The 26,405-nt window shown below is 69.0% G+C and carries 24 protein-coding genes and 1 tRNA gene; 17 read left to right on the forward strand and 8 right to left on the reverse strand.

The window, feature by feature from the left end; genetic code table 11:
- The 5 genes from C665_RS09060 to C665_RS09080 all read left to right on the forward strand — a co-directional run.
- Positions 1 to 837 (forward strand): cell division protein FtsQ/DivIB (locus tag C665_RS09060; RefSeq protein ID WP_004306270.1); only part of this gene is annotated, 837 nt, incomplete at its 5' end.
- Positions 834 to 2,063, forward strand: a complete 1,230-nt coding sequence (ftsA, locus tag C665_RS09065) for a cell division protein FtsA (RefSeq protein WP_004306272.1) — start codon at positions 834 to 836, stop codon at positions 2,061 to 2,063. The genes C665_RS09060 and ftsA, both read left to right, overlap by 4 nt.
- 141 nt (positions 2,064 to 2,204) lie before the next feature.
- Entirely contained in the window at positions 2,205 to 3,347 is a 1,143-nt protein-coding gene (gene ftsZ, locus C665_RS09070; protein WP_004306274.1) for a cell division protein FtsZ, read from the forward strand.
- 208 nt (positions 3,348 to 3,555) lie between these two features.
- Complete coding sequence (gene lpxC, locus C665_RS09075; RefSeq protein WP_004306276.1) at positions 3,556 to 4,479, forward strand: UDP-3-O-acyl-N-acetylglucosamine deacetylase; 924 nt, start codon at positions 3,556 to 3,558, stop codon at positions 4,477 to 4,479.
- Between the two features lie 124 nt (positions 4,480 to 4,603).
- Complete coding sequence (locus tag C665_RS09080) at positions 4,604 to 4,792, forward strand: hypothetical protein (protein WP_004306278.1); 189 nt, start codon at positions 4,604 to 4,606, stop codon at positions 4,790 to 4,792.
- 140 nt (positions 4,793 to 4,932) lie between these two features.
- Here C665_RS09080 and C665_RS09085 read toward each other — a convergent pair whose 3' ends face one another.
- Entirely contained in the window at positions 4,933 to 5,355 is a 423-nt protein-coding gene (locus C665_RS09085) for a DciA family protein (protein WP_004306279.1), read from the reverse strand.
- Between the two features lie 84 nt (positions 5,356 to 5,439).
- On the opposite strand from C665_RS09085, the gene secA reads away from it, so the two are divergent.
- The 5 genes from secA (at position 5,440) to C665_RS09110 (ending at position 13,983) form a co-directional block, all read left to right on the forward strand.
- A complete protein-coding gene (gene secA, locus C665_RS09090) occupies positions 5,440 to 8,169 on the forward strand; it encodes a preprotein translocase subunit SecA (RefSeq protein WP_004306281.1) in 2,730 nt (909 codons plus the stop codon).
- Between the two features lie 22 nt (positions 8,170 to 8,191).
- Entirely contained in the window at positions 8,192 to 9,430 is a 1,239-nt protein-coding gene (gene argJ, locus C665_RS09095) for a bifunctional glutamate N-acetyltransferase/amino-acid acetyltransferase ArgJ (protein WP_004306284.1), read from the forward strand.
- A 208-nt stretch (positions 9,431 to 9,638) separates the two neighbouring features.
- Positions 9,639 to 11,693 carry a TonB-dependent receptor plug domain-containing protein gene (locus C665_RS09100; protein WP_004306286.1) on the forward strand — a complete coding sequence of 685 codons (2,055 nt, stop codon included), beginning with the start codon at positions 9,639 to 9,641 and terminating at the stop codon, positions 11,691 to 11,693.
- Between the two features lie 68 nt (positions 11,694 to 11,761).
- A complete protein-coding gene (locus C665_RS09105) occupies positions 11,762 to 12,652 on the forward strand; it encodes an ABC transporter substrate-binding protein (RefSeq protein ID WP_231570654.1) in 891 nt (296 codons plus the stop codon).
- Positions 12,649 to 13,983 (forward strand): diguanylate cyclase, encoded by a 1,335-nt coding sequence (locus C665_RS09110; protein WP_004306289.1) that lies wholly within the window; start codon positions 12,649 to 12,651, stop codon positions 13,981 to 13,983. The genes C665_RS09105 and C665_RS09110 overlap by 4 nt, the downstream gene beginning before the upstream one ends.
- A 38-nt stretch (positions 13,984 to 14,021) precedes the next feature.
- On the opposite strand, the gene apaG is transcribed toward C665_RS09110, so the two are convergent.
- Positions 14,022 to 14,405, reverse strand: a complete 384-nt coding sequence (apaG, locus tag C665_RS09115; RefSeq protein WP_004306290.1) for a Co2+/Mg2+ efflux facilitator ApaG/CorD — start codon at positions 14,403 to 14,405, stop codon at positions 14,022 to 14,024.
- A gap of 68 nt (positions 14,406 to 14,473) precedes the next feature.
- On the opposite strand from apaG, the gene purB reads away from it, so the two are divergent.
- On the forward strand, positions 14,474 to 15,850 hold the full coding sequence (gene purB, locus C665_RS09120) for an adenylosuccinate lyase (RefSeq protein ID WP_004306292.1): 1,377 nt from the start codon (positions 14,474 to 14,476) through the stop codon (positions 15,848 to 15,850).
- Positions 15,851 to 15,934: 84 nt separating this feature from the next.
- Entirely contained in the window at positions 15,935 to 16,252 is a 318-nt protein-coding gene (locus C665_RS09125) for a DUF2322 family protein (protein ID WP_004306294.1), read from the forward strand.
- 304 nt (positions 16,253 to 16,556) lie between these two features.
- Here the strand turns inward: C665_RS09125 and secF are convergent, their stop codons facing one another.
- From secF to queA, 5 genes are all read right to left on the reverse strand, one after another.
- Positions 16,557 to 17,489, reverse strand: a complete 933-nt coding sequence (gene secF / locus C665_RS09130; protein ID WP_004306296.1) for a protein translocase subunit SecF — start codon at positions 17,487 to 17,489, stop codon at positions 16,557 to 16,559.
- Between the two features lie 27 nt (positions 17,490 to 17,516).
- Positions 17,517 to 19,382, reverse strand: coding sequence for a protein translocase subunit SecD (secD, locus tag C665_RS09135; RefSeq protein WP_004306298.1), 1,866 nt, complete (start codon positions 19,380 to 19,382; stop codon positions 17,517 to 17,519).
- 160 nt (positions 19,383 to 19,542) lie between these two features.
- Positions 19,543 to 19,869: a preprotein translocase subunit YajC gene (gene yajC, locus C665_RS09140; RefSeq protein ID WP_004306300.1), complete on the reverse strand. Its 327-nt coding sequence runs from the start codon at positions 19,867 to 19,869 to the stop codon at positions 19,543 to 19,545.
- Positions 19,870 to 19,960: 91 nt separating this feature from the next.
- Positions 19,961 to 21,073, reverse strand: a complete 1,113-nt coding sequence (gene tgt, locus C665_RS09145; protein WP_004306301.1) for a tRNA guanosine(34) transglycosylase Tgt — start codon at positions 21,071 to 21,073, stop codon at positions 19,961 to 19,963.
- The gene (gene queA / locus C665_RS09150; RefSeq protein WP_004306303.1) at positions 21,063 to 22,139 is read right to left on the reverse strand and encodes a tRNA preQ1(34) S-adenosylmethionine ribosyltransferase-isomerase QueA; all 1,077 of its coding nucleotides are present in this window, start codon (positions 22,137 to 22,139) and stop codon (positions 21,063 to 21,065) included. The genes tgt and queA overlap by 11 nt, the downstream gene beginning before the upstream one ends.
- Before the next feature lie 92 nt (positions 22,140 to 22,231).
- Here queA and C665_RS09155 point away from each other — a divergent pair.
- Positions 22,232 to 22,316: transfer RNA gene (locus C665_RS09155), tRNA-Leu, on the forward strand.
- Between the two features lie 225 nt (positions 22,317 to 22,541).
- On the opposite strand, the gene nhaR is transcribed toward C665_RS09155, so the two are convergent.
- A complete protein-coding gene (gene nhaR / locus C665_RS09160; RefSeq protein ID WP_004306305.1) occupies positions 22,542 to 23,438 on the reverse strand; it encodes a transcriptional activator NhaR in 897 nt (298 codons plus the stop codon).
- Between the two features lie 150 nt (positions 23,439 to 23,588).
- Here nhaR and C665_RS09165 point away from each other — a divergent pair, with 150 nt between their 5' ends.
- The 4 genes from C665_RS09165 to tilS form a co-directional block, all read left to right on the forward strand.
- A complete protein-coding gene (locus C665_RS09165) occupies positions 23,589 to 23,921 on the forward strand; it encodes an HPF/RaiA family ribosome-associated protein (RefSeq protein WP_004306307.1) in 333 nt (110 codons plus the stop codon).
- A gap of 93 nt (positions 23,922 to 24,014) precedes the next feature.
- Positions 24,015 to 24,680, forward strand: coding sequence for a Bax inhibitor-1/YccA family protein (locus C665_RS09170; protein WP_004306308.1), 666 nt, complete (start codon positions 24,015 to 24,017; stop codon positions 24,678 to 24,680).
- A gap of 168 nt (positions 24,681 to 24,848) precedes the next feature.
- Positions 24,849 to 25,814 carry an acetyl-CoA carboxylase carboxyltransferase subunit alpha gene (locus tag C665_RS09175; protein ID WP_004306310.1) on the forward strand — a complete coding sequence of 322 codons (966 nt, stop codon included), beginning with the start codon at positions 24,849 to 24,851 and terminating at the stop codon, positions 25,812 to 25,814.
- A gap of 64 nt (positions 25,815 to 25,878) precedes the next feature.
- Positions 25,879 to 26,405: tRNA lysidine(34) synthetase TilS (tilS, locus tag C665_RS09180; protein WP_083854697.1), on the forward strand; the 527-nt coding region annotated here is incomplete at its 3' end.

Here is a 26,405-nt window from a genome sequence, read left to right on the forward strand (position 1 = left end):
TCGATCCGCTCCGCCCGCCGTCCGGCGGCGGGCGGAGCGGCGCGCGCGGGTGCGGAGCGCGGCCTGTGGCATCGGCCCGCGTTGCTCAACCTGATCTCCGACCTGCTCACCCTGGGTGCGGCGGTGGCGCTCGGCTGGGCGCTGGTGATCTGGTTCGTGTCGCGGCCGCTGTTCCCGCTGCGCGAGCTGGTGGTGCTCACCGACCCCGGCCAGGTCACCGTCGAACAGCTCGACTACGCCGCCCGCCTCGCGGTGCAGGGCAACTTCTTCACCGTCGACCTCGACGGCGTGAAGGAAACTTTCGAGAAGCTGCCCTGGGTGCGCAAGGCCGAGGTGCGCCGGCGCTGGCCCGACGCGCTCGAGCTGCGCCTGGAAGAACACGAGGCGGTGGCCTACTGGACGGTGTCCGAGAGCGGCGAGGCGCGCCTGGTCAACCGCCAGGGCGAGGTTTTCGTCGCCGCTTCCAACGCCGACATGCCCCAGTTCGACGGCCCGCAGGGGTCGGCGGGCTGGCTGCTCGCACGCCATGCCGAGTTCTCCAGCATGCTGCAGCCGCTCGGCGTGCGCCTGGTCGGGCTGGCCTTGTCGGCGCGCGAGGCCTGGCAGCTGCAGCTCGACAACGGCATGACCATCGTGCTCGGGCGCGAGCAGGACAAGTCTCCGCTGATGGAACGGCTGCGCCGCTTCATCGCGGTGTGGCCGCGCGTTCACGAACAGATCGACATCGACATCAAGACCGCGGACCTGCGCTATGCGGGCGGGTTCGCACTGACCCCGGCCGACGCCTCGGTGCTCCACCAGCCCGTCGCGCCCGCCGCCCGGAAAGGCAGGAAATGAGCAAGCAATACAACGAACTGATCGTCGGCCTGGACATCGGCACCGCCAAGGTCACCTGCATGGTCGCCGAGGTGAAGCCCGACGGGCGACTCAACGTCGTCGGCCTCGGCACCCAGTCCACCAACGGCCTCAAGCGCGGCGTGGTGGTGAACATCGAGGCCACGGTGGACGCGATCTCGCGCGTGGTGCAGGAGGTCGAGCTGATGGCCGACTGCAAGATCCACGAGGTCTACACCGGGCTGGCCGGCAGCCACATCAAGAGCTTCAACTCCAGCGGCACGGTCGCGATCAAGGAGAAGGAGGTCTCGCCGCTCGACGTCGAGCGCGTGATCGAGGTCGCGCGCGCGATGCCGATCCCGGCCGAGCAGCAGATCCTGCATATCCTGACCCAGGAGTTCATCATCGACGGCCAGGGCGGCGTGCGCGAGCCGATCGGCATGAGCGGGGTGCGGCTCGAGGTCAAGGTGCACATCGTCACCGGCGCGGTGTCGGCGGCGCAGAACGTGATCAAGTGCGTGCGCCGCTGCGGGCTGGAGGTCATGGATCTGAGCCTGCAGCCGCTCGCCTCCAGCCACGCCGTGCTGACCGAGGACGAGAAGGAACTCGGCGTGTGCATGGTCGATATCGGCGGCGGAACGACCGACATCGCCGTGTTCACCCAGGGCGCGATCCGCCATACCGCGGTGATCCCGGTCGCCGGCGACCAGATCACCAACGACATCGCCATGGCGCTGCGCACGCCCACCGCCGAGGCGGAGGAGATCAAGATCCGCCATGGCGTGGCGATGCACCACATGGCCGACCCCGAGGAGATGATCGAGGTCCCGGGCGTGGGCGATCGCCCGCCGCGCAAGCTCTCGCGCCAGGCACTCGCCGACGTGATCGAGCCGCGCGTCTCCGAGCTCTTCGAGCTGGTGCAGGCCGAACTGCGCCGCAGCGGCTACGAGGAGCTGCTGTCCTCGGGCATCGTGCTGACCGGGGGCTCGGCGGTGATGCGCGGCATGGCCGAGCTCGCCGAGGACGTCTTCCACATGCCCGCGCGCGTGGGCGCGCCGCAGTACGACGGCGGCCTTGCCGACGTGGTCTGCCAGCCGCGCTACGCCACCGCGATGGGCCTGGTCATGGAGGGCGCCGTGCAGCGTCGCAGGGGGCTGCAGGCGCGCGACACGCGCAGCGTGAAACAGTTTTTCGGGCGCATGAAGGCCTGGTTCGAACGCAATTTCTGAACGGGTTTTCGGGCGGTTTTCATTTTGGATGTGGGCCGATCACCATCGCTTATTTAGTAGTAAACTCCCGGCCGAATTACTAGATGCAGGCCGGCTGGCGATCGGTGCCGCGCGGGGCAGTCAATTCAGGAGGCGAGGCTAATGTTTGAAATCGTTGAGAAGGAAGCCACCGGTACGGTGATCAAGGTGGTCGGCGTCGGCGGTGCGGGCGGCAACGCGGTCGACCACATGATCCGCGAGGGCGTGAAGGGAGTGCATTTCATCTCCGCCAACACCGACGCGCAGGCGCTCAAGCGCTGCCTCGCCCCGGTCAAGGTCCAGCTCGGCATCACCGGCCTGGGTGCCGGCTCCAAGCCGGAAGCGGGTCGCGCCGCCGCGCAGGAGTCGCGCGACGCCATCTCCGCCGCGCTCGAGGGTGCGCACATGGTGTTCATCACCGGCGGCATGGGTGGCGGTACCGGCACCGGTGCGGCACCGGTGGTGGCCGAGATCGCCAAGGAGATGGGTCTCCTGACCGTCGCCGTGGTGACCAAGCCGTTCGATTTCGAGAACCGCATCCGCGTCGCCGAGAGCGGCATCGAGGAACTCACCCGCCACGTCGACTCGCTGATCGTCGTGCTCAACGACAAGCTGCTCGAGGTCTTCGGCGACGACGCCGGCTTCGAGGAGTGCTTCCGCTCGGCCGACAACGTGCTGCGCTCGGCCGTGGGCGGCATCGCCGAGATCATCAATGTGCCCGGCCTGGTCAACGTCGACTTCCAGGACGTGCGCACCGCGATGGCCGAGATGGGCCGCGCGATGATGGGCTCGGCCGAGGCCGCCGGCATGGACCGCGCACGCATCGCCGCCGAGCAGGCCGCGGTGTCGCCGCTGCTCGAGGGCACCGAGCTCTCCGGCGCGCGCTGCGTGCTGATCAACATCACCGCGAGCAAGTCGCTGAAGATGTCCGAAGTGCGCGACGCGGTGAAGACCGTGCAGGCCTTCGCCGCGCCCGAAGCCTTCGTCAAGTACGGCACCGTGTTCGACGACACCATGGAAGACCGCATCCGCATCACCGTGGTGGCCACCGGACTCGGCGCGCCGCGCGCCGCGCGCCAGCCGGTGATGCAGGTGGTGCAGGGCACCGGCACCTACGGCCCGGCCATGGGTGGCGCGGTCGACGTGACCAATCTCGACGTGCCGGCGGTGATGCGCAGCGGTCGCCGCACCACCGTCGAGGCGATGAGCACCAGCGGTGTGGGCACCTACGACATCCCGGCCTTCCTGCGCCGCCAGGCGGACTGACCTCCGCCCGGGTGGCCGCCGCCGCGGCGGCCACGAACCGGAACCCCCGCACGGGCCGTCGCCTCCGGCCCCTGCGGGGGTTCCGCCGTTTACCGGCTGGCGTCGGGCGCGCAACATCCGCTTGCGCAATAGCCCGGATGCATCGGCGCGATCGCCGGGGGGCTGCGGGGGTGCATGTTAAAATCGCGCATCGAAGAGGAAAAAGACCATGATCCGGCAGCGCACCCTGAAATCCGTCGTCACGGCGACCGGCGTCGGCTTGCACGGCGGTCGCAAGGTGACCCTGACCCTGCGGCCGGCGGCGCCCGACACCGGCATCGTCTTCCACCGCGTCGACCTCGACCCGCCCCTGACCCTTCCTGCCGATCCCTATGCAGTGTGCGACACGCGCATGTGCTCCGGGCTGGAGCAGGGCGGGCACAAGGTCGGAACGGTCGAGCACCTGATGTCGGCGCTGGCCGGGCTGGGCATCGACAACCTGCATGTGGACGTCGATGCGCCCGAGATCCCGATCCTCGATGGCAGCTCCGCCCCCTTCGTGTTCCTGCTCCAGTCGGCCGGCATCGAGGAGCAGAGGGCGGCGAAGAAGTTCCTGCGCGTGAAGAAGGCGGTCGAGTACGTGGAGGGCGACAAGTGGGTCCGGCTCGAACCCTACGATGGCTTCCGCCTGGCGTTCTCGATCGTGTTCAACCATCCCGCGATCGACAGCACCTCGACCCGGGTCGAGGTCGATTTCGCCCGTGACTCCTACATACGCGACGTCGCGCGCGCGCGCACCTTCGGCTTCATGCAGGACGTCGAGTTCATGCAGGCCAACGGGCTGGCGCTCGGCGGCAGCCTGGAGAATGCGATCGTGATGGACGAGTACCGCGTGCTCAATGCCGAGGGCCTGCGCTACGCCGACGAGTTCGTCAAGCACAAGGTGCTGGACGCGATCGGCGACCTCTACCTGTGCGGCCACCCCTTGCTCGCGTCGTATTCGGCGCACAAGGCCGGCCATGCGCTCAACAACCAGATCCTGCGCGTGCTGCTCGAGGACAAGGAGGCCTGGGAGCTGGTGAGCTTCGACCAGGAGGCCGCGACCCCGCCCGCGGTCTCGCACCAGTTCGCGCCGCTCGTAGCCCTCGCATGAACGGGCGCTTCGTGTCCGGTCGTATCCCGGTGATCGCACGCGCCGCGCCTGGCCTCGATCCCGGCTGCATGCGCGCCGCCGCTGCGGGCGAGGCGGTCGACGCGCGCCGTCGAGGGGCGTACGCATGCTGATCATGCGCCTGCTGCTGTTGCTCGCGGTGCTGTCGATCGGTGGCTCGGCGATCCTGTGGCTGCTCACCGGCAACCCGCGCTACAAGGCGTGGGCATGGAAGGCCTTGCGCGCCACCTTGGTGATGCTGTTCGTGCTGTTCGCGCTGTTCGCCATCGAGCGCGTGCTCGCCCCGGTCGCCTGACTTCCGCGGGGGGCGGCGCGGACCGCAGCGCCGATATCGCGACTTGCGGCGCTCCTACGCGGGGTCTGCGAGGGCGTCGCGGTTCTCGTAGGAGCGACGCAAGTCGCGATCCCTCCGTTCGGCGACCGGCGTGCGCCTCTTCAGGCGCGCCGGATCAGGCGTTCGATGGAGGCGCGCAGCGGCGAGTCGACGGGCAGGCTGTCGGCGAAGTCGTGCAGCTCGGCCTTCGCGGCCTCCGAGATCTGTCGCTGCGGAGCGTGGCGTTCGGGAGCCGTCTGCTCGGGCGTGCCGACCTTGACCTTGATCGACTGCACCGGATGTCCGCCATGCTGCAGGCGCTCCAGCAGGCTGGGCAGGATCTGGCGCACTCGCACAGCCGCCGCGCCGCCGCGTGCGGCCACGACCAGGCTGCCTTCCTTGAGGTTCGCGACCCGGCACTGGCCCTGCAGCTGTGGCGGAAGCATGCCGTCGAGCACCGCCTGCAGCCGGTTCAGGCGCGCGGCATGATCTTGCAGGCGGGCGAGGGCGTCGCCGCCGAGAAAGCGTGAGAGCAGCCGGGTCATGGATGCGTGCGAGAACCGTCACGGGGAGCCTGGGTGCGCCATGATAAACTCCCGCCTTTGCCGAATCGACGTCGACCCAAAAACATGATCTCCGGCCTGCTCAAGAAAATCTTCGGTAGTCGCAACGACCGCCTCGTCCGCCAGTACATGCACACCGTGCGCAAGATCAACGCCTTCGAGGCGGAGATCTCCGCACTGTCCGACGAGGCGCTGCGCGGCAAGACGGCCGAGTTCCGGCAGCGCGTGGCCGACGGAGAGTCGCTCGACGCACTGCTGCCCGAAGCCTTCGCCGTGGTGCGCGAGGCCGGCAAGCGGGTGCATGGCATGCGCCACTTCGACGTCCAGCTCGTCGGCGGCATGGTGCTGCACCACGGCAAGATCGCCGAGATGCGCACCGGCGAGGGCAAGACCCTGGTCGCCACGCTGCCCGCCTACCTCAACGCGCTGTCGGGCAAGGGCGTCCATGTGATCACGGTGAACGACTACCTCGCCAGCCGCGACGCCGAGTGGATGGGGCGCATCTACGGCTTCCTCGGGCTCACCACCGGCTGCAACCTGTCGCGCATGTCGCACGACCAGAAGCAGGCCGCCTACGCCGCCGACATCACCTACGGCACCAACAACGAGTTCGGCTTCGACTACCTGCGCGACAACATGGTGTATGCGGTCGGCGAGCGCGTGCAGCGCGCGCTCGCCTTCGCGATCGTGGACGAGGTCGACTCCATCCTGATCGACGAGGCGCGCACGCCGCTGATCATCTCCGGCCAGGCCGAGGACCACACCGATCTCTACCTGAAGATGAACCAGGTCGCGCCGATGCTCAAGCGCCAGGAAGGCGGCCTCGACGACAAGGACGAGGTCATCGAGGCGGGCGACTACACGGTCGACCTCAAGGCGCACCAGGTGCTGCTCACCGAGGCGGGCCACGAGACCGCCGAGCAGATCCTCGTGCGCATGGGCCTGCTTGCCGAGGGCGGCGGCCTCTACGACCCCGGCAACATCCTGCTGGTGCATCACCTCTACGCGGCGCTGCGTGCCCACGCCCTCTACCACCGCGATCAGCAGTACGTGGTGCAGAACGGCGAGGTCGTCATCGTCGACGAATTCACCGGCCGCCTGATGCCTGGCCGGCGCTGGTCCGACGGCCTGCACCAGGCGGTCGAGGCCAAGGAGGGCGTGCGCATCCAGGCCGAGAACCAGACCCTGGCCTCGATCACCTTCCAGAACTACTTCCGCATGTACGGCAAGCTTGCGGGCATGACCGGTACGGCCGACACCGAGGCCTTCGAGTTCCAGCAGATCTATGGGCTCGAGACCGTGGTGATCCCGACCAATCGCCCGACCCGGCGCAGGGACGAGAACGACAAGGTCTACCGCACCGCGAGCGAGAAGTGGAACGCGGTCATCGAGGACATCCGTGCCTGCGTCGAGCGCGGCCAGCCGGTGCTGGTCGGCACGACCTCGATCGAGACCAACGAATTCCTTTCCGGCGTGCTCAAGAAGGCGAAGATCGAGCACCAGGTGCTCAACGCCAAGCAGCACGACAGCGAGGCGCAGATCGTCGCGCAGGCCGGCCGGCCCGGCATGGTCACGATCGCGACCAACATGGCCGGGCGCGGCACCGACATCGTCCTCGGCGGCAACATCGAGAAGCCGGTCGCCGCGGTGCGCGACGACGCCACGCTCGACCCCGTGCAGCGCGAGACCAGGATCGCCGCCCTGCGCGAGGCCTGGCAGAAGGTGCATGACGAGGTGATCGCCGCCGGCGGCCTGCACATCATCGGCACCGAGCGCCACGAGTCGCGCCGCATCGACAACCAGCTGCGCGGCCGCTCCGGGCGCCAGGGCGACCCGGGCTCGAGCCGCTTCTTCCTCTCGCTCGAAGATCCGCTGATGAAGATCTTCGCCGGCGAGCGCCTGAACGCGATCATGGTCCGCCTGAAGATGCCCGAGGGCGAGGCGATCGAGCACGCGATGGTGACGCGCTCGCTGGAGTCGGCGCAGCGCAAGGTCGAGCAGCGCAACTTCGACATCCGCAAGCAGCTGCTCGAGTACGACGACGTCGCCAACGACCAGCGCAAGGTGATCTACCAGCAGCGCAACGAGCTGCTCGAGAGCGAGGACATCTCCGACACCGTGCGCGCGATGCGCCAGGGCGTGCTGCACGACATCTTCCGCCGCTACGTGCCGGTCGACAGTGTCGAGGAGCAATGGGAGCTGCCCGCGCTCGAGCAGGCGCTGCTCGCCGAGTGCCAGCTCAAGCTGGCGGTGGCCGCGTGGGTGACGGCCGAGCCCAGCCTGGACGACGAGGCCATCCTCGAGCGCGTGGTGCAGGCCGGCGAGGAGGCCTACGCCGCCAAGACCGCGATGGTCGACCCGGCGGCCTGGCACCAGTTCGAGCGCAACGTGATGCTGCAGAGCCTCGACACCCACTGGCGCGAGCACCTCGCGGCGCTCGACCACCTGCGCCAGGGCATCCACCTGCGCGGCTATGCGCAGAAGAACCCCAAGCAGGAATACAAGCGCGAGGCCTTCGAGCTCTTCGAGAGCCTGCTCGACGCCGTGCGCACCGACGTCACCAAGATCCTGATGACGGTACAGATCCGCACCGAGGCGCAGCTCGAGGAAGCCGAGACGCCGCAGCAGGTCGAGAACGTGCAGTACCAGCACGCCGACTACGACGAGGCGCTCGGCGGTGGCGCCGAGCAGGCGGGCGCGCAGCCGGCCACTGCCGGGCCCAAGGTCGGCCGCAACGACCCCTGCCCCTGCGGCTCGGGCAAGAAATACAAGCACTGCCACGGCAAACTGAACTGATCCTTCCGTCCCGGAGAACCGCATGGCCGTCAATCTCGCCACCCCGAACCCTGCCGAACTGCTGCCCGTGAAGGGCGTGCGCCTCGGCGTGACCGAAGCCGGCATCCGCAAGGCCAACCGGCGCGACCTCACCGTGATCGAGCTGTCCGAGGGCAGCCGCGTCGCCGGCGTGTTCACGCAGAACCGCTTCTGCGCGGCGCCGGTGCAGGTGTGCCGCCAGCATCTGACGGGCGGGGCGATCCGCGCGCTGCTCATCAACACCGGTGTCGCCAACGCCGGCACCGGCGAGCCGGGCCTGGCCAACGCCAATGCCTGCTGCGCCGCGCTGGCGCGCGAACTGGGCATCGAGGCGGGTCAGGTGCTGCCGTTCTCGACCGGCGTGATCCTGGAGCCGCTGCCGGTCGACCGCCTGGTCGCCGGGCTGCCCGGAGCGGTCGCAGACCTGCGTGCCGACGGCTGGTTCGACGCCGCGCACGCGATCATGACCACCGACACCCTCGCCAAGGCGGTGTCGCGTCAGGTCCGCATCGGCGAGCGCACGGTCACCCTCACCGGCATCAGCAAGGGCGCAGGCATGATCAGGCCCAACATGGCCACCATGCTCGGCTTCCTCGCCTGCGACGCGGCGATCGCGCAGGACCTGCTCGATGACTTGGTGCGCGAGGCGGCCGACCTGTCCTTCAACAGCATCACCGTCGATGGCGACACCTCGACCAACGATTCCTTCATCCTCATCGCCACCGGCGCCGCCGGCAATGCCGAGATCGCCGACGTCGACAGCGAGGACTACCGCGCCCTGCGCGCGGCGGTGATCGAGGTCGCGGTCGGGCTCGCGCAGGCGATCGTGCGCGATGGCGAGGGCGCGACCAAGTTCATGACGATCGCGGTCGAGGGCGGCCGCGACCGCGAGGAATGCCGCAAGGTGGGCTATGCGGTGGCGCACTCGCCCCTGGTCAAGACCGCCTTTTTCGCCTCCGACCCCAACCTCGGCCGCATCCTCGCGGCGATCGGCTATGCCGGCATCGACGACCTCGACGTCGCCAAGCTGCGCGTGTGGCTGGGCAACCCCGAGGAGTCGGTGCTGGTCGCCGAGCACGGCGGTCGTGCGGCGAGCTACCTCGAGGAGGCGGGCTCGCGCATCATGAAGCACGCCGAGCTCACGGTGCGCATCGCGCTCGCCCGCGGCGACGCCGCCGCCACGGTGTGGACCTGCGACTTCTCCTACGACTACGTGAAGATCAACGCCGACTACCGCAGCTGAGCGCCTTCCGGCGTGCGCCACGGCCCCGGCAGCCACTCGGCGCCGGGGCCGTGTCATGTCATGCAGGGCGGGCGGCGACCGTGTGCTGGCATGCGTGACGTGGTTCACCCAAGGCGGCGCACGTATCTTGTCGGCGCCCCCGGAATGGGCAGAATGCAGGCTGGATGGTGCGCTCAGTTCGCCATGGAGCCGTAGGAATCGCTTTGTCATGCAGGATCCGTATACCAGTCGCTACCCGCGCACGCGGGGTCTGGCTTCGCACGCGGGGCCCCTCGTCCTGCTTGGCCTGCTCGCGCTCGACGCGCGTGCGGAATGGGGCGACCCGGACCCGTTCTTCAGCGAGATTCCGATGGTGCTGACCGCATCGCGCCTGGCGCAGTCGCCGCTCGACGCGCCTGCGCCGGTGACCGTGATCGATCGCGAGATGATCGTCGCCTCGGGTTTCAACGAGATCCACGACCTTCTGCGCCTGGCGCCCGGCTTCCTCGTGGCCGACCATCCCGATGGTCCCCCCACGGTGGCGACCCACGGCCTGGGCGACGCCCATGCGCGCCGCATCAAGGTGATGGTGGACGGGCGCACCGTCAACAGCCCGCTGTGGGGCAACGTGATCTGGGACAACCTGCCCTTGCGGGTGGACGATGTCGAGCGCATCGAGGTGGTGCGCGGCCCCAACGGTGCGGCCTATGGCGTCAATGCCTTCCAGGGGGTGGTCAACATCATCACGAGGGCTCCCTCCACCGAGAGCGGGCGGGCGTTCGTCGTGCGCACTGGAAAGAACGGTTTCCGTGATTACGGCGTGCGCCTGAACGGGGCTGGCGGAAGCGCCTTCGACTGGCGCCTCTCCGCCTCGCGGCGCGAGCTGACGACGTTCGAACCGCACTTTCGGGAACGGCTCGGGGACTGGCACTCTTCCGAGTCGCTCACCCGCAACACCGCCCACTTCAGCGCAGTGCTGCAGTTGTCCGCAGCCGAAGAGCTCGGCCTCCAGGTTGGCGTCAGCGAGGGCGACAGCAAGCGCGGCGCCCAGGCCTACCTCGACTATCCGCCCCACACCGAGGAGGACCGCGCGCTTCACCTGCAATTCGGCTGGCGGCGCCACATCGACGCGGAATCCGTGCTGAGCGTGCAGTATTTCCACCAGGGCGAGCGTGCCGGCGGGAGCTGGCCGGTGATCCAGGCGCAAGGCACGACGACCGCGAGCTTCCCGACCAGCCGGGCCAGCGAGGCGAGGCGGCACGATCTCGAGCTGCAATACGACACCCGGCTCGGCCGGCGTCTCACCGGCATGCTCGGTATCGGGCTGCGCAGCGAGCATGCGCGCTCGCTGCACCTGTTCGGCACCACACGGTGGCTGGATTCGACCCATGGGCAGGTCTTCGGCAGCCTCACGTGGAACCCGCTCGATCCGCTCAAGATCGATCTCGGCGGCACGCTCGAGCACCACGACTACAGCGGCAGGCTGTTCTCGCCCCGCCTTGCGTTCAACTACGCCCTCGACGAGGACTCGGCCCTGCGCCTGTCCACCGGGACGGCGTACCGCGCCCCCAGCCTGATGGAGTCGCGAGCCTTCCAGACCGACCGCGAGGGCGACACGATCCGGCGTATCGGCTTCCGTGTCTTCGACCCGCTGCAGAGCGAGCGCATGCGCTTCGTCGATCTGGGCTATGTCGCGCAGCTGCGTTTGTTCGGACTCGGCTTCGATGCGCGTGTCTTTCGCGAGTACTACCGGCGTTTCATCGACGACAAGAGCTGCGTGTTCGGAGAGTGCCCGCGCCCCGAGCCGGCCGACTATGTTCCGATCGACCCCGGCAAGAAGAGCTTCTATTTCCTCAACGTCGACGACTTCCGCATGACCGGTGCGGAATTCACCCTCGACTGGCGCAAGCCGGGCTGGGGCAGGGCGGTACTGTCCCAGGCCTTCATCCGCATCGACCATGGCGAGCCCTACAGCGACCGCGACATCCCGAACAGCGCACCGCATGCGACCACCTCGCTGCTGCTGATCAAGGACTTCCCCGGACGCTGGCAGGCGAGCCTGGGCTACTACCACAACGGCCTGTACTACTGGATGAACGGCGGCGACATCGTGCCGCGCACCGATCGCTTCGACCTGCGCGTCGCGCGCCGCTTCGGTCCGCCCGGTTCGGACAACGAGGTCTCGCTCACCGCGCTGAGCCTGAAGGGGCGCTACGCGGACTTCCACGAGGACAAGTTCCGCCACGAGCCGGACCTCTATCTCGGCGTGCGTATCGGATGGTGACGGCGCGCATGCGAGCCTGCCTGTCGTGTCTCCTCCCCGGCGGCCTGCGCGTCGCAGCGGCGCTCGCCATGCTCGCGCTGCTGCCTGTGCTCGGCCTGTCCGTTGCGCACGCGATGGAGGTGGCGGTGCTGGTTTCCGAGCCGGGGGGGCGCGGTCAGCGCTTCGTCGAGGCGCTCGATGCCGCGCTCGCGCCCGGGGTGCATCGGCTGGCAGGCGCGGGGCTCGCCGGCGGGGAGGCAGATACGGCGCTGCTCGGCCGCGCCGATCTCGTACTCGCGGTCGGCCACGCGGCGGCGGAGCGTGCCCTGCGGGATTCCTCGCGGCCGGTGCTGGCCGTGCTCGTCGGCCTGCGCGACCTGGATCGCCTCAAGCGGGCGCATCCCGCGCGGGATCTCGGCGCGGTGGTGCTCGACCAGCCGCTCGAACGTCATCTCCGTCTCGTGCGCGCGGTCCTGCCCGACGCGAAGCGCGTCGGCGTGCTGCTCGGACCGGACAGCGTCGTGCAACTGCCCGGCCTCCAGCATGCAGCGGACGCGCTGCGCTTGCAGGCCGACGTCCATGAGGTGCGCGAGGTGGCGGACCTCGTGCCGGCGCTCGATCACCTGCTCTTTGCCGGCGACGCCCTGCTGCCCCTGCCCGACGGCCTTGTCTCGGGGCCGGCCGCGGCGCGCACGATCCTGCTCACCAGTTACCGCCACCGCCGGCCGGTGTTCGCCCACTCGGCCGCCTATGTCACCGCGGGTGCGCTCGCCGCGGTGTTCAGCACGCCAGAGCACGTCGCGGTGGATGTCGCGGACCTGCTGGCGGCAGCCAAGGAGCCTGCGGCCCTGGTGCGCAAGATCCACTCGCCGCGCCGCTTCGATGTCGCGGTCAATCGCGCGGTGGCGCGGGCGCTGGGGCTCGTGGTCGCGGACGAGCAGGTGTTGCGCGAGCGGATTGCCGACGGAGGGGCGCAATGATCGCCGCGCTTTCCCGTTACTCGCTGCGGCGACAGATGCTGTTGGTGCTCGGCCTGCCGAGCGTCGTGTTCGTGCTCTGCATCGCCGCGCTCTTCGCTTACCAGAGCAGTCGCGCGCTCGACCAGGCCCTGCTCGAACGCGGCCGTGCCATGGTGCGCTTCCTCGCGCCGGCGGCTGAATATGTGCTCGTGTCGGGCAACCGCGAAGCGCTCGGCGCGCTGATGGCGCGGGTGCAGGTCCAGCCCGACGTGGTCGGCGTCGGGTTCTACGATGCGGGCGGCGACGCGCTGGCGACGCTGGGAGAGGGGGTGTCGCCACGGCTGGCCGCGCCGTCGCGCGCCGAGGGGGACGAGATCCGTGTCGACCTCGCGGACGGTGCGATCGGCTTCGAGGCGCCGGTGGTGGCGGTGCCCGCGACGGTGGACGACTATGCGGAGGATTCGTCGTCGAAGACGGCGCCGGTCGTCGGCCACGTCCGCGTGGTGCTCGGCACCGCGCGTCTGGATGCCGAGAAGCGCGGGGTCTTCCTGACCGTGAGCCTGTTGGTGCTGGGCGTGCTCGCGACGGCGATGGCAATCGCGGTGCGTCTGGCCGGATCGGTCGGCGAGCCGGTCGCTGCCCTGGTGGATGCGGTCGGGCGCATGGCCGACGGCGACCTCGCGGCGCGCGTACCGGCGCGTGCGCGCAACGGCGAGTTGAAGGCGCTCGAAGCGGGATTCAACGCCATGGCCGAGGCGATCGCCGAGAACCAGCGCACGCTGCAGGCCCGCATCGACGAGGCCACCGTGCAACTGGCCTGGCAGGCCCGCCACGACCCGCTGACGGGGCTCGCCAACCGGCGCGCCTTCGAGGAGCGCATCGAGCAGGCGGTGCGTGCGCACCGGCGCTCGGGCGACCAGATCACCCTCTTCTATATCGACCTCGATCACTTCAAGGTGGTCAATGACAGCTGCGGCCATGCTGCGGGAGACCGGCTGCTGAGCGAGCTCGGTGCCCTGCTCAAGGGTCGCCTGCGCTCCGAGGACGAAGTGTTCCGCATCGGTGGCGACGAGTTCGCCGCGATCTTGCGCGGTTGTGGCCGCGAGGACGCGCGCCGCATCGCCGAGGGGCTGTGCGCGGCGATCGCCGCGCATGCGTTCGAGTCCGACGGCAGGGCCTTCCGCGTCGGCGCCAGCATCGGGCTCGCGCGCATGGACCCGGACCTGCAGGAGGCCGACGCGCTGATGATCGCCGCCGACCAGGCGTGCTACGCCGCCAAGCACGGCGGCCGTGGTCACGTGGTGGAGTATCCGCTGCCATTCGTCGCCCCGGGGAGCGCGCGCCCGGGCTAGCAGCTGGGCACGATCGTCCGCCGTGACCGGCAGCGCGCTCAGTGCAGCGCTTTCGGCACCGCCAGCATGAAGGCCGGAATCTCGGCCTCGAACTCGTGGCCGTCGTCCGCGCGCATGCGGTAGCTGCCCTGCATCGTGCCCACCGGCGTGGCGAGCACGCAGCCGCTGGTGTAGCGGAAGGCCTGGCCGGGGCCGAGCACCGGCTGCTCGCCGACCACGCCCTGGCCGTGGACTTCCTGCATCTTGCCGTTGCCGTCGGTGATCACCCAGTGGCGCGCGAGCAGCTGGGCGCGCACCTCGCCGGTGTTGAGGACGGTGATGTGGTAGGCGAACACGAAGTGCTCGTCCTGCGGGCGCGACTGGTCGGCGACGTATTCGGCGACCGCGGTCACCTGGACGCGGTAAGGCGTGGTCTCGCTCATCGTCTTTTGTTCTCGGTGGGGAAGAGGGGCAGGCGTTAAAATAGCAGTTTTTCCCGGAAGCTCCCGCCATGTCGAACGCCGCCCCGTCCCCGCTCACCGCCCTGTCTCCGCTCGATGGTCGCTACCATGGCAAGGTCGCCGGCCTGCGCGAACACTTTTCGGAGCACGGCCTGATTCGCAACCGCGTGCGCGTCGAGGTCGAATGGCTGAAGGCACTCGCCGCCGAGCCGGCACTGGCCGAGATTGCCCCGTTCTCGCCGGCCACGGTGGTGGAGCTCGACGCCGTGGTGGCGCAGTTCTCGACCGACGACGGCGAAGCGGTGAAGGCGATCGAGGCCACCACCAACCACGACGTCAAGGCCATGGAGTACTGGCTCAAGAAGCGCCTCGGCCACAACGCCGAGGTGATGAAGGTGTCCGAGTTCATCCACTTCGCCTGCACCTCCGAAGACATCAACAACACCTCGCACGCGCTGATGCTGGCCGAAGGCCGCGACCGTGTGCTGCTGCCGGCGCTCGACGCGGTGATCGCCCGGTTCCGCGAGTTGGCCCACGCGCTCGCCGACCTGCCGATGCTGTCGCGCACCCACGGCCAGCCCGCCAGCCCGACCACGCTCGGCAAGGAGATGGCCAACATCGCGGCGCGCCTGATGCGGGCGCGCGCAGCCATCGCCGGCGTGGCGATGACCGCCAAGTTCAACGGCGCGGTCGGCAACTACAACGCCCACCTGTCGGCTTGGCCGCAATTCGACTGGGAGGGCTTCAACCGCCGCTTCATCGAGTCCCTGGGGCTGACCTTCAACGAATACACCATCCAGATCGAGCCGCACGACGCCATGGCCGAGCTCTTCGACGCCATCGCCCGTGCCAACACCATGCTGATCGACGCCTGCCGCGACATCTGGATGTACATCTCGCTCGGCTACTTCAAGCAGAAGCTCAAGGAAGGCGAGGTCGGCTCCTCGACCATGCCGCACAAGGTCAACCCGATCGACTTCGAGAATGCCGAGGGCAACTTCGGTCTCGCCAACGCGGTGCTCAAGCACTTCTCCGAGAAGCTGCCGATCTCGCGCATGCAGCGCGACCTCACCGACTCGACCGTGCTGCGCAACATGGGCGTGGGCTTCGGCCACACGGTGCTCGCACTCGACAGTTGCCTGCGCGGCCTGGGCAAGCTCGAGGCCGAGCCCACGCGCCTGGCGGCGGACCTGGATGACTGCTGGGAGGTGCTCGCCGAGCCGGTGCAGACCGTGATGCGCCGCTATGGCATCGCCAACCCCTACGAGCAGCTCAAGGCCATGACGCGCGGCAAGGGCATCACCCGCGAGGCGCTGCAGGAATTCATCCGCACCCTGGCCATCCCCGCCGAGGCGCGTGACCACCTGCTGGCGATGACGCCGGCGAGCTACGTCGGCAAGGCGGCGGAGCTCGCCCGCCGCATCTGAGCGTCGCCCGAATCCGCCGGCCGCGCGCCGGCGCCCATCCCGACGCCACCCTTGCGGTGGCGTTTTCAATCCAGGAGAAACCCTATGGCCTTCGCCGACAACCTCAAGACCCTGCCCGGCGTGTCTCACCTCGCCGCGTTGAATCTGATCGACGCCGCCGACGCGGTCGTCGCCACCATCGAGAACAAGCCCGGCCAGGCCGGCTCGCTGGCGGTCTACAACCACCTCGCCCAGCTCTACGGCGCGATCAGCCCCGAGGCGGCGAAGAAGGGTCTGGAGCTCTATGCCGAGCACACCGAGGATGCCCGCGCCAACCCCGGCAAGCATCCCAACATCGACCGCCTGATCGGGCTGATCGAGCGTGGGGAAACGCTGCGGGTGAAGCAGGTGTTCGCGGTGTGAGGTTCCGCATGGTGTGATCGCCTGCGCGGCGGCGGCGGCGGCGGCGACGCAAACTCGTCGCTGCGCTCCTCGGGCATGCGTCGCCTTGTTTCCCCCGCGACGCCCTCCACCTCGGCGCTCCTGAAGTTGGCGCCCGCCGCCCCGAGCCCCGACCCGCAGCCTTGCGTTCGGGGGTGTCGCAGGCTGGCGTTTTCCAGTTGCGCCGCGTTCGCAGGGACGGAGGCGTTGCCGAGGCGCTGATTCCCACAGGCAAGAAAAAAGCGCCGCGCGGGCGCCTTTTCCGGTCGGGAAGCGCGCAGCAGCCTCAGACCACCGCCTCTTCCTTCTCCTTCTTCGGCTTGATGAACTGCTCGCGCGACACGCCCAGCCACATCACCAGCGGGCTCGCGACCAGCACCGAGGAGTAGATGCCGAAGCAGATGCCGATCGTCAGCGCGAGGGCGAAGTAGTACAGCGTCTCGCCGCCGAACAGCAGCATCGACAGTACCATCACCTGCGTGCTGCCGTGCGTGATCACGGTGCGCGAGATGGTGCTCGTGATCGCGTGGTCCAGCACCTGCGGCGTGGTCATGTGGCGCTTCTTCTTGAAGGTCTCGCGCACGCGGTCGAACACCACCACGGACTCGTTGACCGAATAGCCCAGCACCGCCAGCACCGCCGCCAGCACCGGGAGCGAGAACTCCCACTGGAAGAAGGCGAAGAAGCCCAGGATGATGATCACGTCGTGCAGGTTGGCGATGATCGCCGACACCGCGAAGCGCCACTCGAAGCGCAGCGCCAGGTAGATCATGATGCCGACGATCACCAGCAGCAGCGCCATCGAGCCGTCGGCGGCGAGCTCCTTGCCGACCTGCGGGCCGACGAATTCCACCCGGCGCAGCTCGGGGGCGGGGCCGCCGACCTGCTGCAGCGTGTTCATCACCGTCTCGGACACGCGCGATGTCTCCAGGTCCTCGCGGTTGGGCAGGCGGATCAGCAGGTCGCGTGCGCTGCCGAAGTTCTGCACCTGCGCGTCGGGGTAGCCGCTGCCCGCCAGCGCCTCGCGAATCGGCTCGAGCTGCGGTGCCTGGGCGTAGCTGACCTCGACCAAGGTGCCGCCGGTGAACTCCACCGACAGGTGCAGGCCGCGGGTGAGGAGGAAGAAGACCGCCAGCGCGAAGGTGAGCAACGAGATGACGTTGAACACCAGCGCGTGGCGCATGAAGGGGATGTCTTTCTTGATGCGGAAGAATTCCATGGTCGTGTTTCCTGTGCGTTCGTCCGCTTATTTCGTATCCGGCTTCCACACCTGGCCGATCGACAGGCTTTCGACCTTGCGGCGACGGCCGTAGATGAAATTGATCAGCATCCGCGACACCAGGATCGCGCTGAACATCGAGGTCAGGATGCCCAGGCAGTGCACCACCGCGAAGCCGCGCACCGGACCGGAGCCGAACACCAGCAGCGCGATGCCCGCGATCAGCGTGGTGATGTTGGAGTCGAGGATGGTGTCCCAGGCGCGGTCGTAACCGGCCGCGATGGCCGCCTGCGGGCTGGCGCCGTTGCGCAGTTCCTCGCGGATGCGCTCGTTGATCAGCACGTTGGAGTCGATCGCCATGCCCAGGGTCAGCGCCATCGCGGCGATGCCGGGCAGGGTCAGCGTGGCCTGCAGCAGCGACAGCAGCGCCACCAGCAGCAGCAGGTTGGCGGCGAGCGCGATCGACGAAACGAGGCCCACCAGCAGGTAGTAGCCGCACATGAACACGACGATGGCGAGGAAGCCCCACAGCGTCGAGTTGAAGCCCTTCGCGATGTTCTCCGCGCCCAGGCTGGGGCCGACGGTGCGCTCCTCGATGATCTCCATCGGCGCCGCCAGCGAGCCGGCGCGCAGCAGCAGCGCGACGTCGTTGGCCTCGACGGTGCTCATGCGACCGGAGATCTGCACGCGCCCGCCGCCGATCTCGCTGCGGATCACCGGCGCGGTCACGACCTCGCCCTTGCCCTTCTCGAACAGCAGGATGGCCATGCGCTTGCCGACGCTCTCGCGCGTGACGTCGCGGAAGATGCGCGCGCCGGCGGCATCGAGCGTGAGGTGTACCGCGGGTTCGTTGGTCTGGCCGTCGAAGCCGGGCTGGGCGTCGGTGAGGCGGTCTCCGGTGAGCACGACCTGCTTCTTGACCAGCAGCGGCGAGCCGCCACGCTCGTTGTAGAGCTCCGTGCCGAAGGGCACGCTGCCGGCGAGCGCCTGCTCGATCGCGCCCGGGGTGTCGTCCACCATGCGCACTTCCAGCGTGGCGGTGCGACCGAGGATGTCCTTTGCCTTGGCCACGTCCTGCACGCCGGGCAGCTGCACGACGATGCGCTCGGCGCCCTGCTGCTGGATCACCGGCTCGGCGACGCCGAGCTCGTTGATGCGGTTGTGCAGGGTGGTGATGTTCTGCTTGATCGCGAAGTCGCGCATGGTCTGCTGCGCCTGCGGCGTCAGCGTGGCGACCAGCTTGAGGTCGTCGGCGGCATCGTCGCGCTCGACGAGCTGCAGGTCGGTGGTGCTGTCGAGGATCGCGCGCCGGCCCGCCTCGCGCTGCGCGGCGTCGCGGAAGCGGATCACCACGGTGTTGCCTTCGCGGGTGATGCCGGCGTGGCGCACGCTCTTGTCGCGCATCAGGGTGCGCAGGTCGCCGGTGGTCGAGTCGAGACGCTTGACCAGCGCGCCCGGCATGTCCACCTCGAGCAGGAAGTGCACCCCGCCGCGCAGGTCGAGGCCGAGATACATCGGCAGCGCCTGGATCGAGGTGAGCCAGCTCGGCGAGGCCGACAGCAGGTTGAGCGCGACCACGTAGGACGGGTCGGCGGCGTCGGGGTTGAAGGTCTGCTCGATGACGTCCTTGGCGCGCAGCTGGGTCTCGGTGTCCTTGAAGCGGGCACGCACGCTGGTGGCGTCGGAGAAGATGCCGGTGTTCTCGATGCCGGCCGCCTTGAGCGCACCGGCGATGCGGTCGGTGGTGGCCGCGGTGTCGAGCTTGAGCGTGGCCTTGGCGCTGGACACCTGCACCGCCGGCACCTCGCCGTAGAAGTTGGGCAGGGTGTAGATCAGGCCCCAGAGCAGCACGAGGCCGATCAGGAGGTTCTTCCAGAGGGGATAGCGGTTCATCGTCGGCGGGAATTTGGGTGGAGCGGGGCCCGACGGGAGGCGTCGGGCTGCGCCTGCCGGGCGCCTGGCCGCACCCGTGGGGGCGGCGACGGATTGCAGGGGCCGGCCATGGGCCCGCGGCGGCGGCGCGGTCGAGCCGCCCGCCACCGCGCCGGGAGGGTCAGATCGCCTTCAGCGTGCCCTTGGGCAGCACGGTGGCGACGGCCTGTTTCTGCGCGGCGACCACGGTGTTGGGGGCGACTTCGATCTGCACGAAGCTGTCGCCGACTTCGACGACGCGGCCGGCGATGCCGCCGCCGGTGACGACTTCGTCACCCTTGGCGAGCGCCTCGACCATGGCCTTGTGTTCCTTCGCGCGCTTCATCTGCGGGCGGATCATCAGGAACCACAGCACCACGAACATCAGGATCAGCGGCAGCAGGCCCATCAGGCCTCCGGTGGGGTCGGCGGCGCCAGCGGCCTGGGCGTAGGCATTGGAAATCAGCACGTTGAAACTCCGGTTGGAAGAAAAACGATGAAGTATAGCAGCAGCCGGGACGGGGCCCGGGAGGGGTGAGACGGCCCGCGCGGCGAAGGGTTCAGCCCGTGCCGGTGGCGCGCTCGCCGCGGAAGCGCTGTACGTAGGGCGCGAACTCGCCGGCCGCGATCGCGGCGCGCAGCTCGGCTGTAAGCGTCTGGTAGTAGCGCAGGTTGTGCACCGTGTTGAGCATGCTGCCGAGGATCTCGCCGGTGCGGTGCAGGTGGTGCAGGTAGGCGCGGCTGAAGTTGCGGCAGGTGTAGCAGTCGCAGCTTGGGTCGAGCGGGCGGGTGTCGGCCTTGTGCACCGCGTTCTTGATCTTGATGTCGCCGTAGCGGGTGAACAGCCAGCCGTTGCGGGCGTTGCGGGTGGGCATCACGCAGTCGAACATGTCGATGCCGGCGGCGACGCCCGCGACGATGTCCTCGGGCGTGCCCACGCCCATCAGGTAGCGCGGCTTGCCCTGCGGCAGGCGCGGCGCAGTGTGGGCGAGGATGCGCGCCATGTCGTCCTTGGGTTCGCCCACCGACAGGCCGCCGATGGCGAAGCCGTGGAAGCCGATGTCTTCCAGCGCCGCCTGTGATTCGTCGCGCAGGTCCTCGTACATGCCGCCCTGGACGATGCCGAAGAGGGCGTTCTTGTTCTCGAGGCGATCGAACTCGTCGCGCGAGCGCTTCGCCCAGCGCTGCGACAGGCGCATCGACTTGGCCGCCTCGTCGCGAGTGGCGGGGTAGGGCGTGCATTCGTCGAAGATCATCACGATGTCCGAGTTCAGCACGCTCTGGATCTGCATCGAGATCTCGGGCGTCAGGAAGAGTTTCGCGCCGTCGATCGGGCTGGCGAACTTCACGCCTTCCTCGCTGATCTTGCGCAGCGCGCCCAGGCTGAAGACCTGGAAGCCACCCGAGTCGGTGAGGATGGGCTTGTCCCAGGCCATGAAGCGATGCAGGCCCTGGTGCGCGGAGATGATGTCCAGCCCCGGGCGCAGCCACAGGTGGAAGGTGTTGCCCAGGCAGATCTGCGCGCCGATGTCGGAGAGCATGGCCGGCGTCATCGCCTTGACCGTGCCATAGGTGCCGACCGGCATGAAGACCGGGGTCTCGACCACGCCGTGGGCGAGGGTGAGGCGTCCGCGGCGGGCGCCGCCGTCGGTGGTGAGGAGTTCAAACTGCATCGTCGTTCTTGTCGTTCTCGGATTCGTTGCGGCGGGTGATGAACATCGCGTCGCCGTAGCTGAAGAAGCGGTAGCGCTGCTCGACCGCATGCGCATAGGCGCGGCGGATGCTGTCCATGCCAGCGAAGGCCGACACCAGCATCATCAGGGTGGATCTGGGCAAGTGGAAGTTGGTGACCAGCGCATCCACCACCTGGAAGCGGAAGCCGGGCAGGATGAAGATCTCGGTCTCGCCGCTGCCGGCTTCGAGCGCGCCCTCCTGCGCCGCGGCCTCGAGCGCGCGCATGCTGGTGGTGCCGACCGCGATCACGCGCCCGCCGGCGGCGCGGGTGGCGGCGATGGCGTCCACCGTCTCCTGCGGGATCACGTAGCGCTCGCGGTGCATGCGGTGCTCGCCGAGATCGTCGACGCGCACCGGCTGGAAGGTGCCGGCGCCCACGTGCAGGGTGAGCCAGGCGCACTTGGCGCCGCGCGCGGCGATGCGCGCGAGCAGCGCGTCGTCGAAGTGCAGGCCGGCGGTGGGCGCGGCGACCGAGCCGGGCGCGCGTGCATAGACCGTCTGGTAACGGGACTCGTCGGCCTCGCCTGCGGCGCGCTGGATGTAGGGCGGCAGCGGCAGCTTGCCGTGGCGCTCGAGCAGCGCGAGGAGGTCTTCGTCGGGCGGAAAGCGCAGGTGGAAGAACTCGCCCACGCGGCCGAGCACCTCGACCTCGAACGCGTCCGCCAGGCGCAGCCGGCTGCCGGTCTTCGGCGACTTGCTCGCCCGCACCTGGGCGAGCGCCTCGTGCGGGCCGACCGGCCGCTCGATCAGCACCTCGACCTGGCCGCCGCTGTCCTTGACGCCGTGCAGACGGGCATGGATGACGCGGGTGTCGTTGAACACCAGCAGATCGCCGGGATTCACGCGCTCCGCAAGGGCGGAAAACACCGCGTCGGTGAGCCGCGGCGCGGCGCCCTCCTGCGGCTCCAGCACGAGCAGGCGGCTGGCGCTGCGCTCGGCCAGCGGTGCCTGGGCGATCAGCTCGGGAGGCAGGGTGTAGTCGAAGTCGGCGAGGGTGAGGGACATCGTGTCGTGTTCGGTGGAGATTGTTCTGGTCCGGAGCGGCTGACGGCTCGCTTGCCGCCCCGCCTCGTGTTCGGGGATAATGCGCGTCTCGTGCCGGGATGGCGGAATCGGTAGACGCAGCGGATTCAAAATCCGCCGCCGCAAGGTGTGTGGGTTCGAGTCCCACTCTCGGCACCAGTTTTCGGCTCCGCCGGTCGGCATCGACCGCCGGTGGCTCTTCGATGAACGCGGCGTTCGACCCCGCCCGTCGAGTAGTCGTTCGCGCCGGAGCCCTCCGCTCGCTTTTCCTCTTCCTGCGTTCCGGCTGCCTGCCTTCTTGCTGAGGGAGCGCGCTTGCCAGCGTTGCCGGTCGCCGTCCGTTCCCGGCCCGCGATTCTGTAGCGCCCCGGGGCGAAAATCAAATCAGGCGAAGTTCTGCTTCGCGTGCGCGCCCTCGCTGATCGCGCGCACCGCGGGGTGGGTCAGTCTGCGCTCCACCGAGATCGCGTAGTAGGTTTCGGTGACGCCCTTCGCGTCCCCCAGATGCACCAGCCCGCCCTGGCGGCAGAGCTGCTCGCCGACCAGCGAAGCGCTCGGGAAGATGCCCGCGCCGGCCTCGGCGAAGGCGCGCATCAGCGCGCTGTCGTCGAATTCGCCGACGATGCGCGGGCGCAGCCCGGCGGCCTCGATCCAGCGCAGCAGCGGCCCGCGCACGCTCGCCTCCACCCCGGGCAGCAGCAGCGGTGCGCCGTCGAGGCGGGCGGGGAAGTCGCCGGCAAGGCGGGCGGCGAGCGCGGGCGCGGCGTAGAAGCCGATGGTCGATTCGCCGAGCGCGTGGCTGAAACCGCGCACGTCCATGGCGGGCGGCAGCGGGCTGTCGGCGAGCACCACGTCGAGCTTGTGGATCGCGAGTTCGCCGAGCAGGGCGTCGAACTTGCCCTCCCGGCAGACGATGCGCATCGGCTCGGGGAGATCCATCGAGGGTGCCAGCAGCAACCACGCGATCGCCTTCGGCACCACGTCGGCGATGCCCACCCGGAAAGGCACCGCGCGCCCCGTCGCGCGGCTCTGCAGCGCTTCCTCGAGCTCGTTGCCGAGGCGGAAGATCTCCTCGGCGTAGTCCAGCACCATGCGCCCGGTCTCGGTCAGCACCAGGCCGCGGCCCTGGCGCTTGAACAGGTTTACGCCGAGATCGGTCTCCAGGGTGGCGATCTGGCCGGACAGGGTCTGCGGCGCCAGGCCGGAACGTTCCGCCGCGCGCACGATCCCACCCGCGCGGGCCACCGTCCAGAAATGATGGAGCTGCTTGTAGTTCAGCATGGGGCGCCTCCGGCGTGCGCACTTCGATACTTCGGAAAAATCGGATTCAAATTCTGCTGAACCGAGATTCTATCGAACAGTCTGAGCGGTAGTATCCACCGGAGCACAGGGCCCGATGGATCCGTGCAACGAAAACGAAGGAGACTGGACATGCGTATCGATCTGCATTGCGACGGTGTGGAGACCGCCCCCGGCCTGCGCGACTACGTGGCGCAGCGGATGCGTGCTTCGATTGGCCGCTTCCGCGACCACATCCAGTGGGCGCGCGTGAAGGTCGCCGATGTGAATGGTGCGGAGGGCGGCGCCGACAAGCGTTGCGTGGTTCAGCTGCGCCTGCGCAACCTCCCCGATGTGGTTTTCGCCATCACTCAGCTCGACGTGCGCGCGGCGGTGGACGAGGCCGCCGACCGGGTCGCCCGCGTGCTCGCCCAGCGCGTGCGCCGCCACCAGCGCGGGCCGGCGATGGCCGCGATCCCGGCATGATTTTCTCGTAGTTCCTGCAGCAAACCCCCGGTCGTCCGCCCGTTCGGCGCCGGTTCCAAAACAAATCGACGATCCCACTGGAGGACCTCCACCATGGAAAACCGCATCAGTACCCTGGGCCGGGCCGAAGCCTCGGTCCTGCAGACCAACAAGGTCATCCGCAACACCTACATGCTGCTGTCGCTCACGCTGGCCTTCTCGGCGCTGACCGCCGGCCTGTCGATGGCGATGGGCGCGCCGCGCCTGGGCATCCTGATCACGCTGGCCGGCTACTTCGGCCTGCTCTTCGCCACCACCAAGTTCCGCGACAGCAGCCTGGGCATCGTGTTCGTGTTCGCGCTGACCGGCTTCATGGGCTTCACCCTCGGCCCGATCATCTCGTCCTACCTCGCCCTGCCCAATGGCGGCTCGATCGTGATGCAGGCGATGGCCGGCACCGCGGCGATCTTCCTTGGCCTGTCGGCCTACGCGGTGACCACCAAGAAGGACTTCTCCTTCATGGGCGGCTTCCTGATGGTCGGCATCCTGGTGGCCTTCCTTGCCGGCCTGGGCGCGATCTTCTTCGAGATCCCGGCGCTGTCGCTGACCGTCTCGGCGGCCTTCGTGATGCTGATGTCGGGCCTCATCCTGTACGAGACCAGCAACATCATCCACGGCGGCGAGACCAACTACATCATGGCCACGGTGTCGCTGTTCGTGTCGATCTTCAACCTCTTCACCAGCCTGCTGCACCTGCTGGGGTTCGCCAACAACGACTGACCCGGAGCGCCCGCCACGGCGGGCGCCTTCCGGAATGGGGCGGTGGCCGCGAGGCGCCGCCCCATTCTTTTGCGCGCGAGCACGGGTTTTGCGCTGCAGCACGCGCGCCGCGCGCGGCCGGGCGGCTGGCGTTACAATGGCGCACATTTTTGACTGGGACAGCCCGGGATGAAGACCACCTTTCTTGATTTCGAAACGGCGATCTCCGAACTCGAGGAAAAGATCGACCAGCTGCGCTTCGTCCAGGACGATCCGGCGGTCGACATCTCCGACGAGATCAAGCGGCTCGAGGCCAAGAGCCAGTCGCTGACCAAGGACCTCTACGCCAAGCTCAGCCCCTGGCAGATCGCCCAGGTCGCGCGCCACCCGCAGCGCCCCTACACGCTGGACTACGCCAGCCTGATGTTCACCGACTTCCACGAGCTGCACGGTGACCGCAACTACGCCGACGACAAGGCCATCGTAGGCGGGCTGGCGCGCTTCAACGGCCAGGCCTGCGTGGTGATCGGTCATCAGAAGGGTCGCGACACCAAGGAAAAGATCGCGCGCAACTTCGGCATGCCGCGCCCCGAGGGCTACCGCAAGGCGATGCGCCTGATGAAGCTGGCCGAGAAGTTCGCGCTGCCGGTGTTCACCTTCGTCGACACGCCGGGGGCCTATCCCGGCATCGGCGCCGAGGAGCGCGGCCAGTCCGAGGCGATCGGGCACAGCATCTACCTGATGTCCGAGCTCAAGACCCCGATCATCAGCACCATCATCGGCGAAGGCGGCTCGGGCGGCGCGCTCGCGATCGCGGTCGCCGACCGCGTGCTGATGCTGCAATACTCGACCTACTCGGTGATCTCGCCCGAAGGTTGCGCCTCGATCCTGTGGAAGAGCGCGGAGAAGGCCGCCGACGCGGCCGAGACCATGGGCATCACCGCGGCGCGCCTGAAGTCGCTCGAGCTGGTCGACAAGGTGGTCGACGAGCCGATCGGTGGCGCCCACCGCGACCACCGTGCGATGGCCGCCACGCTCAAGCGCGCGCTCGCCGACGCGCTGCGCGAGCTCGAGGCGCTGTCGCCCTCCGAGCTGGTCGAGCAGCGCTACCAGAAGCTGATGAGCTACGGCCGCTACAAGGAGAAGGCGGCCTGAGGCCTTCTCGCCGCTTGAGCCCGGTCGGGCGCGCGCTGCCGCGCCTGCGCTCGCGACTCCATCGATGAGGACCCCGCCCGCCGACGTGCTGCCCGAATCCGCCGCCGCGGTCCTCGCGGCTGCCGGTGTCGGCGCCGGCAGTCGCGTGTGCTGCGCGCTCTCCGGCGGGGTCGATTCGGTGGTGCTGTTCGAGCTCCTGCGCCGCCTGCAGCCGCGCTTCGGCTTCAGCCTGCGCGCCGCCCACGTCGACCACGGCCTCAGCCCGAATGCCGCCGCCTGGGCGCGCGCCTGCGCCGAGCGCTGCTTGGCCGCGGGTGTTCCCCTGCAAGTCTTCCGCGTCGAAGTCGAGCGCGCCCACGCCGACGGCCTCGAGGCCGCCGCGCGCGCCGCGCGCCACGCCGCGCTCGCCCAAGTGGACTGCGATTGGCTCGCCTTCGGCCATCACCAGGACGACCAGGCCGAGACCCTGCTGTTCCGCCTGCTGCGCGGCACGGGCGTGCACGGGGCGGCGGCGATGCGCGCGGTGGAGCCGGGCGGGGCAGGGCGGGCGGGGCGGCTGCGCCCGCTGCTCGGGCTGCGCCGTGCGCAGCT

Origin of the sequence: Thauera aminoaromatica S2 (assembly GCF_000310185.1) — a bacterium.
Classification (GTDB): domain Bacteria; phylum Pseudomonadota; class Gammaproteobacteria; order Burkholderiales; family Rhodocyclaceae; genus Thauera; species Thauera aminoaromatica.

What these genes read in the sequence shown, in the direction of transcription:
- ftsA (WP_004306272.1), top strand. Translation starts at nt 834, where the DNA reads ATGAGCAAGCAATACAACGAACTGATCGTCGGCCTGGACATCGGCACC.
- ftsZ (WP_004306274.1), top strand. Translation starts at nt 2,205, where the DNA reads ATGTTTGAAATCGTTGAGAAGGAAGCCACCGGTACGGTGATCAAGGTG.
- lpxC (WP_004306276.1), top strand. Translation starts at nt 3,556, where the DNA reads ATGATCCGGCAGCGCACCCTGAAATCCGTCGTCACGGCGACCGGCGTC.
- C665_RS09080 (WP_004306278.1), top strand. Translation starts at nt 4,604, where the DNA reads ATGCTGATCATGCGCCTGCTGCTGTTGCTCGCGGTGCTGTCGATCGGT.
- C665_RS09085 (WP_004306279.1), bottom strand. Translation starts at nt 5,355, where the DNA reads ATGACCCGGCTGCTCTCACGCTTTCTCGGCGGCGACGCCCTCGCCCGC.
- secA (WP_004306281.1), top strand. Translation starts at nt 5,440, where the DNA reads ATGATCTCCGGCCTGCTCAAGAAAATCTTCGGTAGTCGCAACGACCGC.
- argJ (WP_004306284.1), top strand. Translation starts at nt 8,192, where the DNA reads ATGGCCGTCAATCTCGCCACCCCGAACCCTGCCGAACTGCTGCCCGTG.
- C665_RS09100 (WP_004306286.1), top strand. Translation starts at nt 9,639, where the DNA reads ATGCAGGATCCGTATACCAGTCGCTACCCGCGCACGCGGGGTCTGGCT.
- C665_RS09105 (WP_231570654.1), top strand. Translation starts at nt 11,762, where the DNA reads ATGCTCGCGCTGCTGCCTGTGCTCGGCCTGTCCGTTGCGCACGCGATG.
- C665_RS09110 (WP_004306289.1), top strand. Translation starts at nt 12,649, where the DNA reads ATGATCGCCGCGCTTTCCCGTTACTCGCTGCGGCGACAGATGCTGTTG.
- apaG (WP_004306290.1), bottom strand. Translation starts at nt 14,405, where the DNA reads ATGAGCGAGACCACGCCTTACCGCGTCCAGGTGACCGCGGTCGCCGAA.
- purB (WP_004306292.1), top strand. Translation starts at nt 14,474, where the DNA reads ATGTCGAACGCCGCCCCGTCCCCGCTCACCGCCCTGTCTCCGCTCGAT.
- C665_RS09125 (WP_004306294.1), top strand. Translation starts at nt 15,935, where the DNA reads ATGGCCTTCGCCGACAACCTCAAGACCCTGCCCGGCGTGTCTCACCTC.
- secF (WP_004306296.1), bottom strand. Translation starts at nt 17,489, where the DNA reads ATGGAATTCTTCCGCATCAAGAAAGACATCCCCTTCATGCGCCACGCG.
- secD (WP_004306298.1), bottom strand. Translation starts at nt 19,382, where the DNA reads ATGAACCGCTATCCCCTCTGGAAGAACCTCCTGATCGGCCTCGTGCTG.
- tgt (WP_004306301.1), bottom strand. Translation starts at nt 21,073, where the DNA reads ATGCAGTTTGAACTCCTCACCACCGACGGCGGCGCCCGCCGCGGACGC.
- queA (WP_004306303.1), bottom strand. Translation starts at nt 22,139, where the DNA reads ATGTCCCTCACCCTCGCCGACTTCGACTACACCCTGCCTCCCGAGCTG.
- nhaR (WP_004306305.1), bottom strand. Translation starts at nt 23,438, where the DNA reads ATGCTGAACTACAAGCAGCTCCATCATTTCTGGACGGTGGCCCGCGCG.
- C665_RS09165 (WP_004306307.1), top strand. Translation starts at nt 23,589, where the DNA reads ATGCGTATCGATCTGCATTGCGACGGTGTGGAGACCGCCCCCGGCCTG.
- C665_RS09170 (WP_004306308.1), top strand. Translation starts at nt 24,015, where the DNA reads ATGGAAAACCGCATCAGTACCCTGGGCCGGGCCGAAGCCTCGGTCCTG.
- C665_RS09175 (WP_004306310.1), top strand. Translation starts at nt 24,849, where the DNA reads ATGAAGACCACCTTTCTTGATTTCGAAACGGCGATCTCCGAACTCGAG.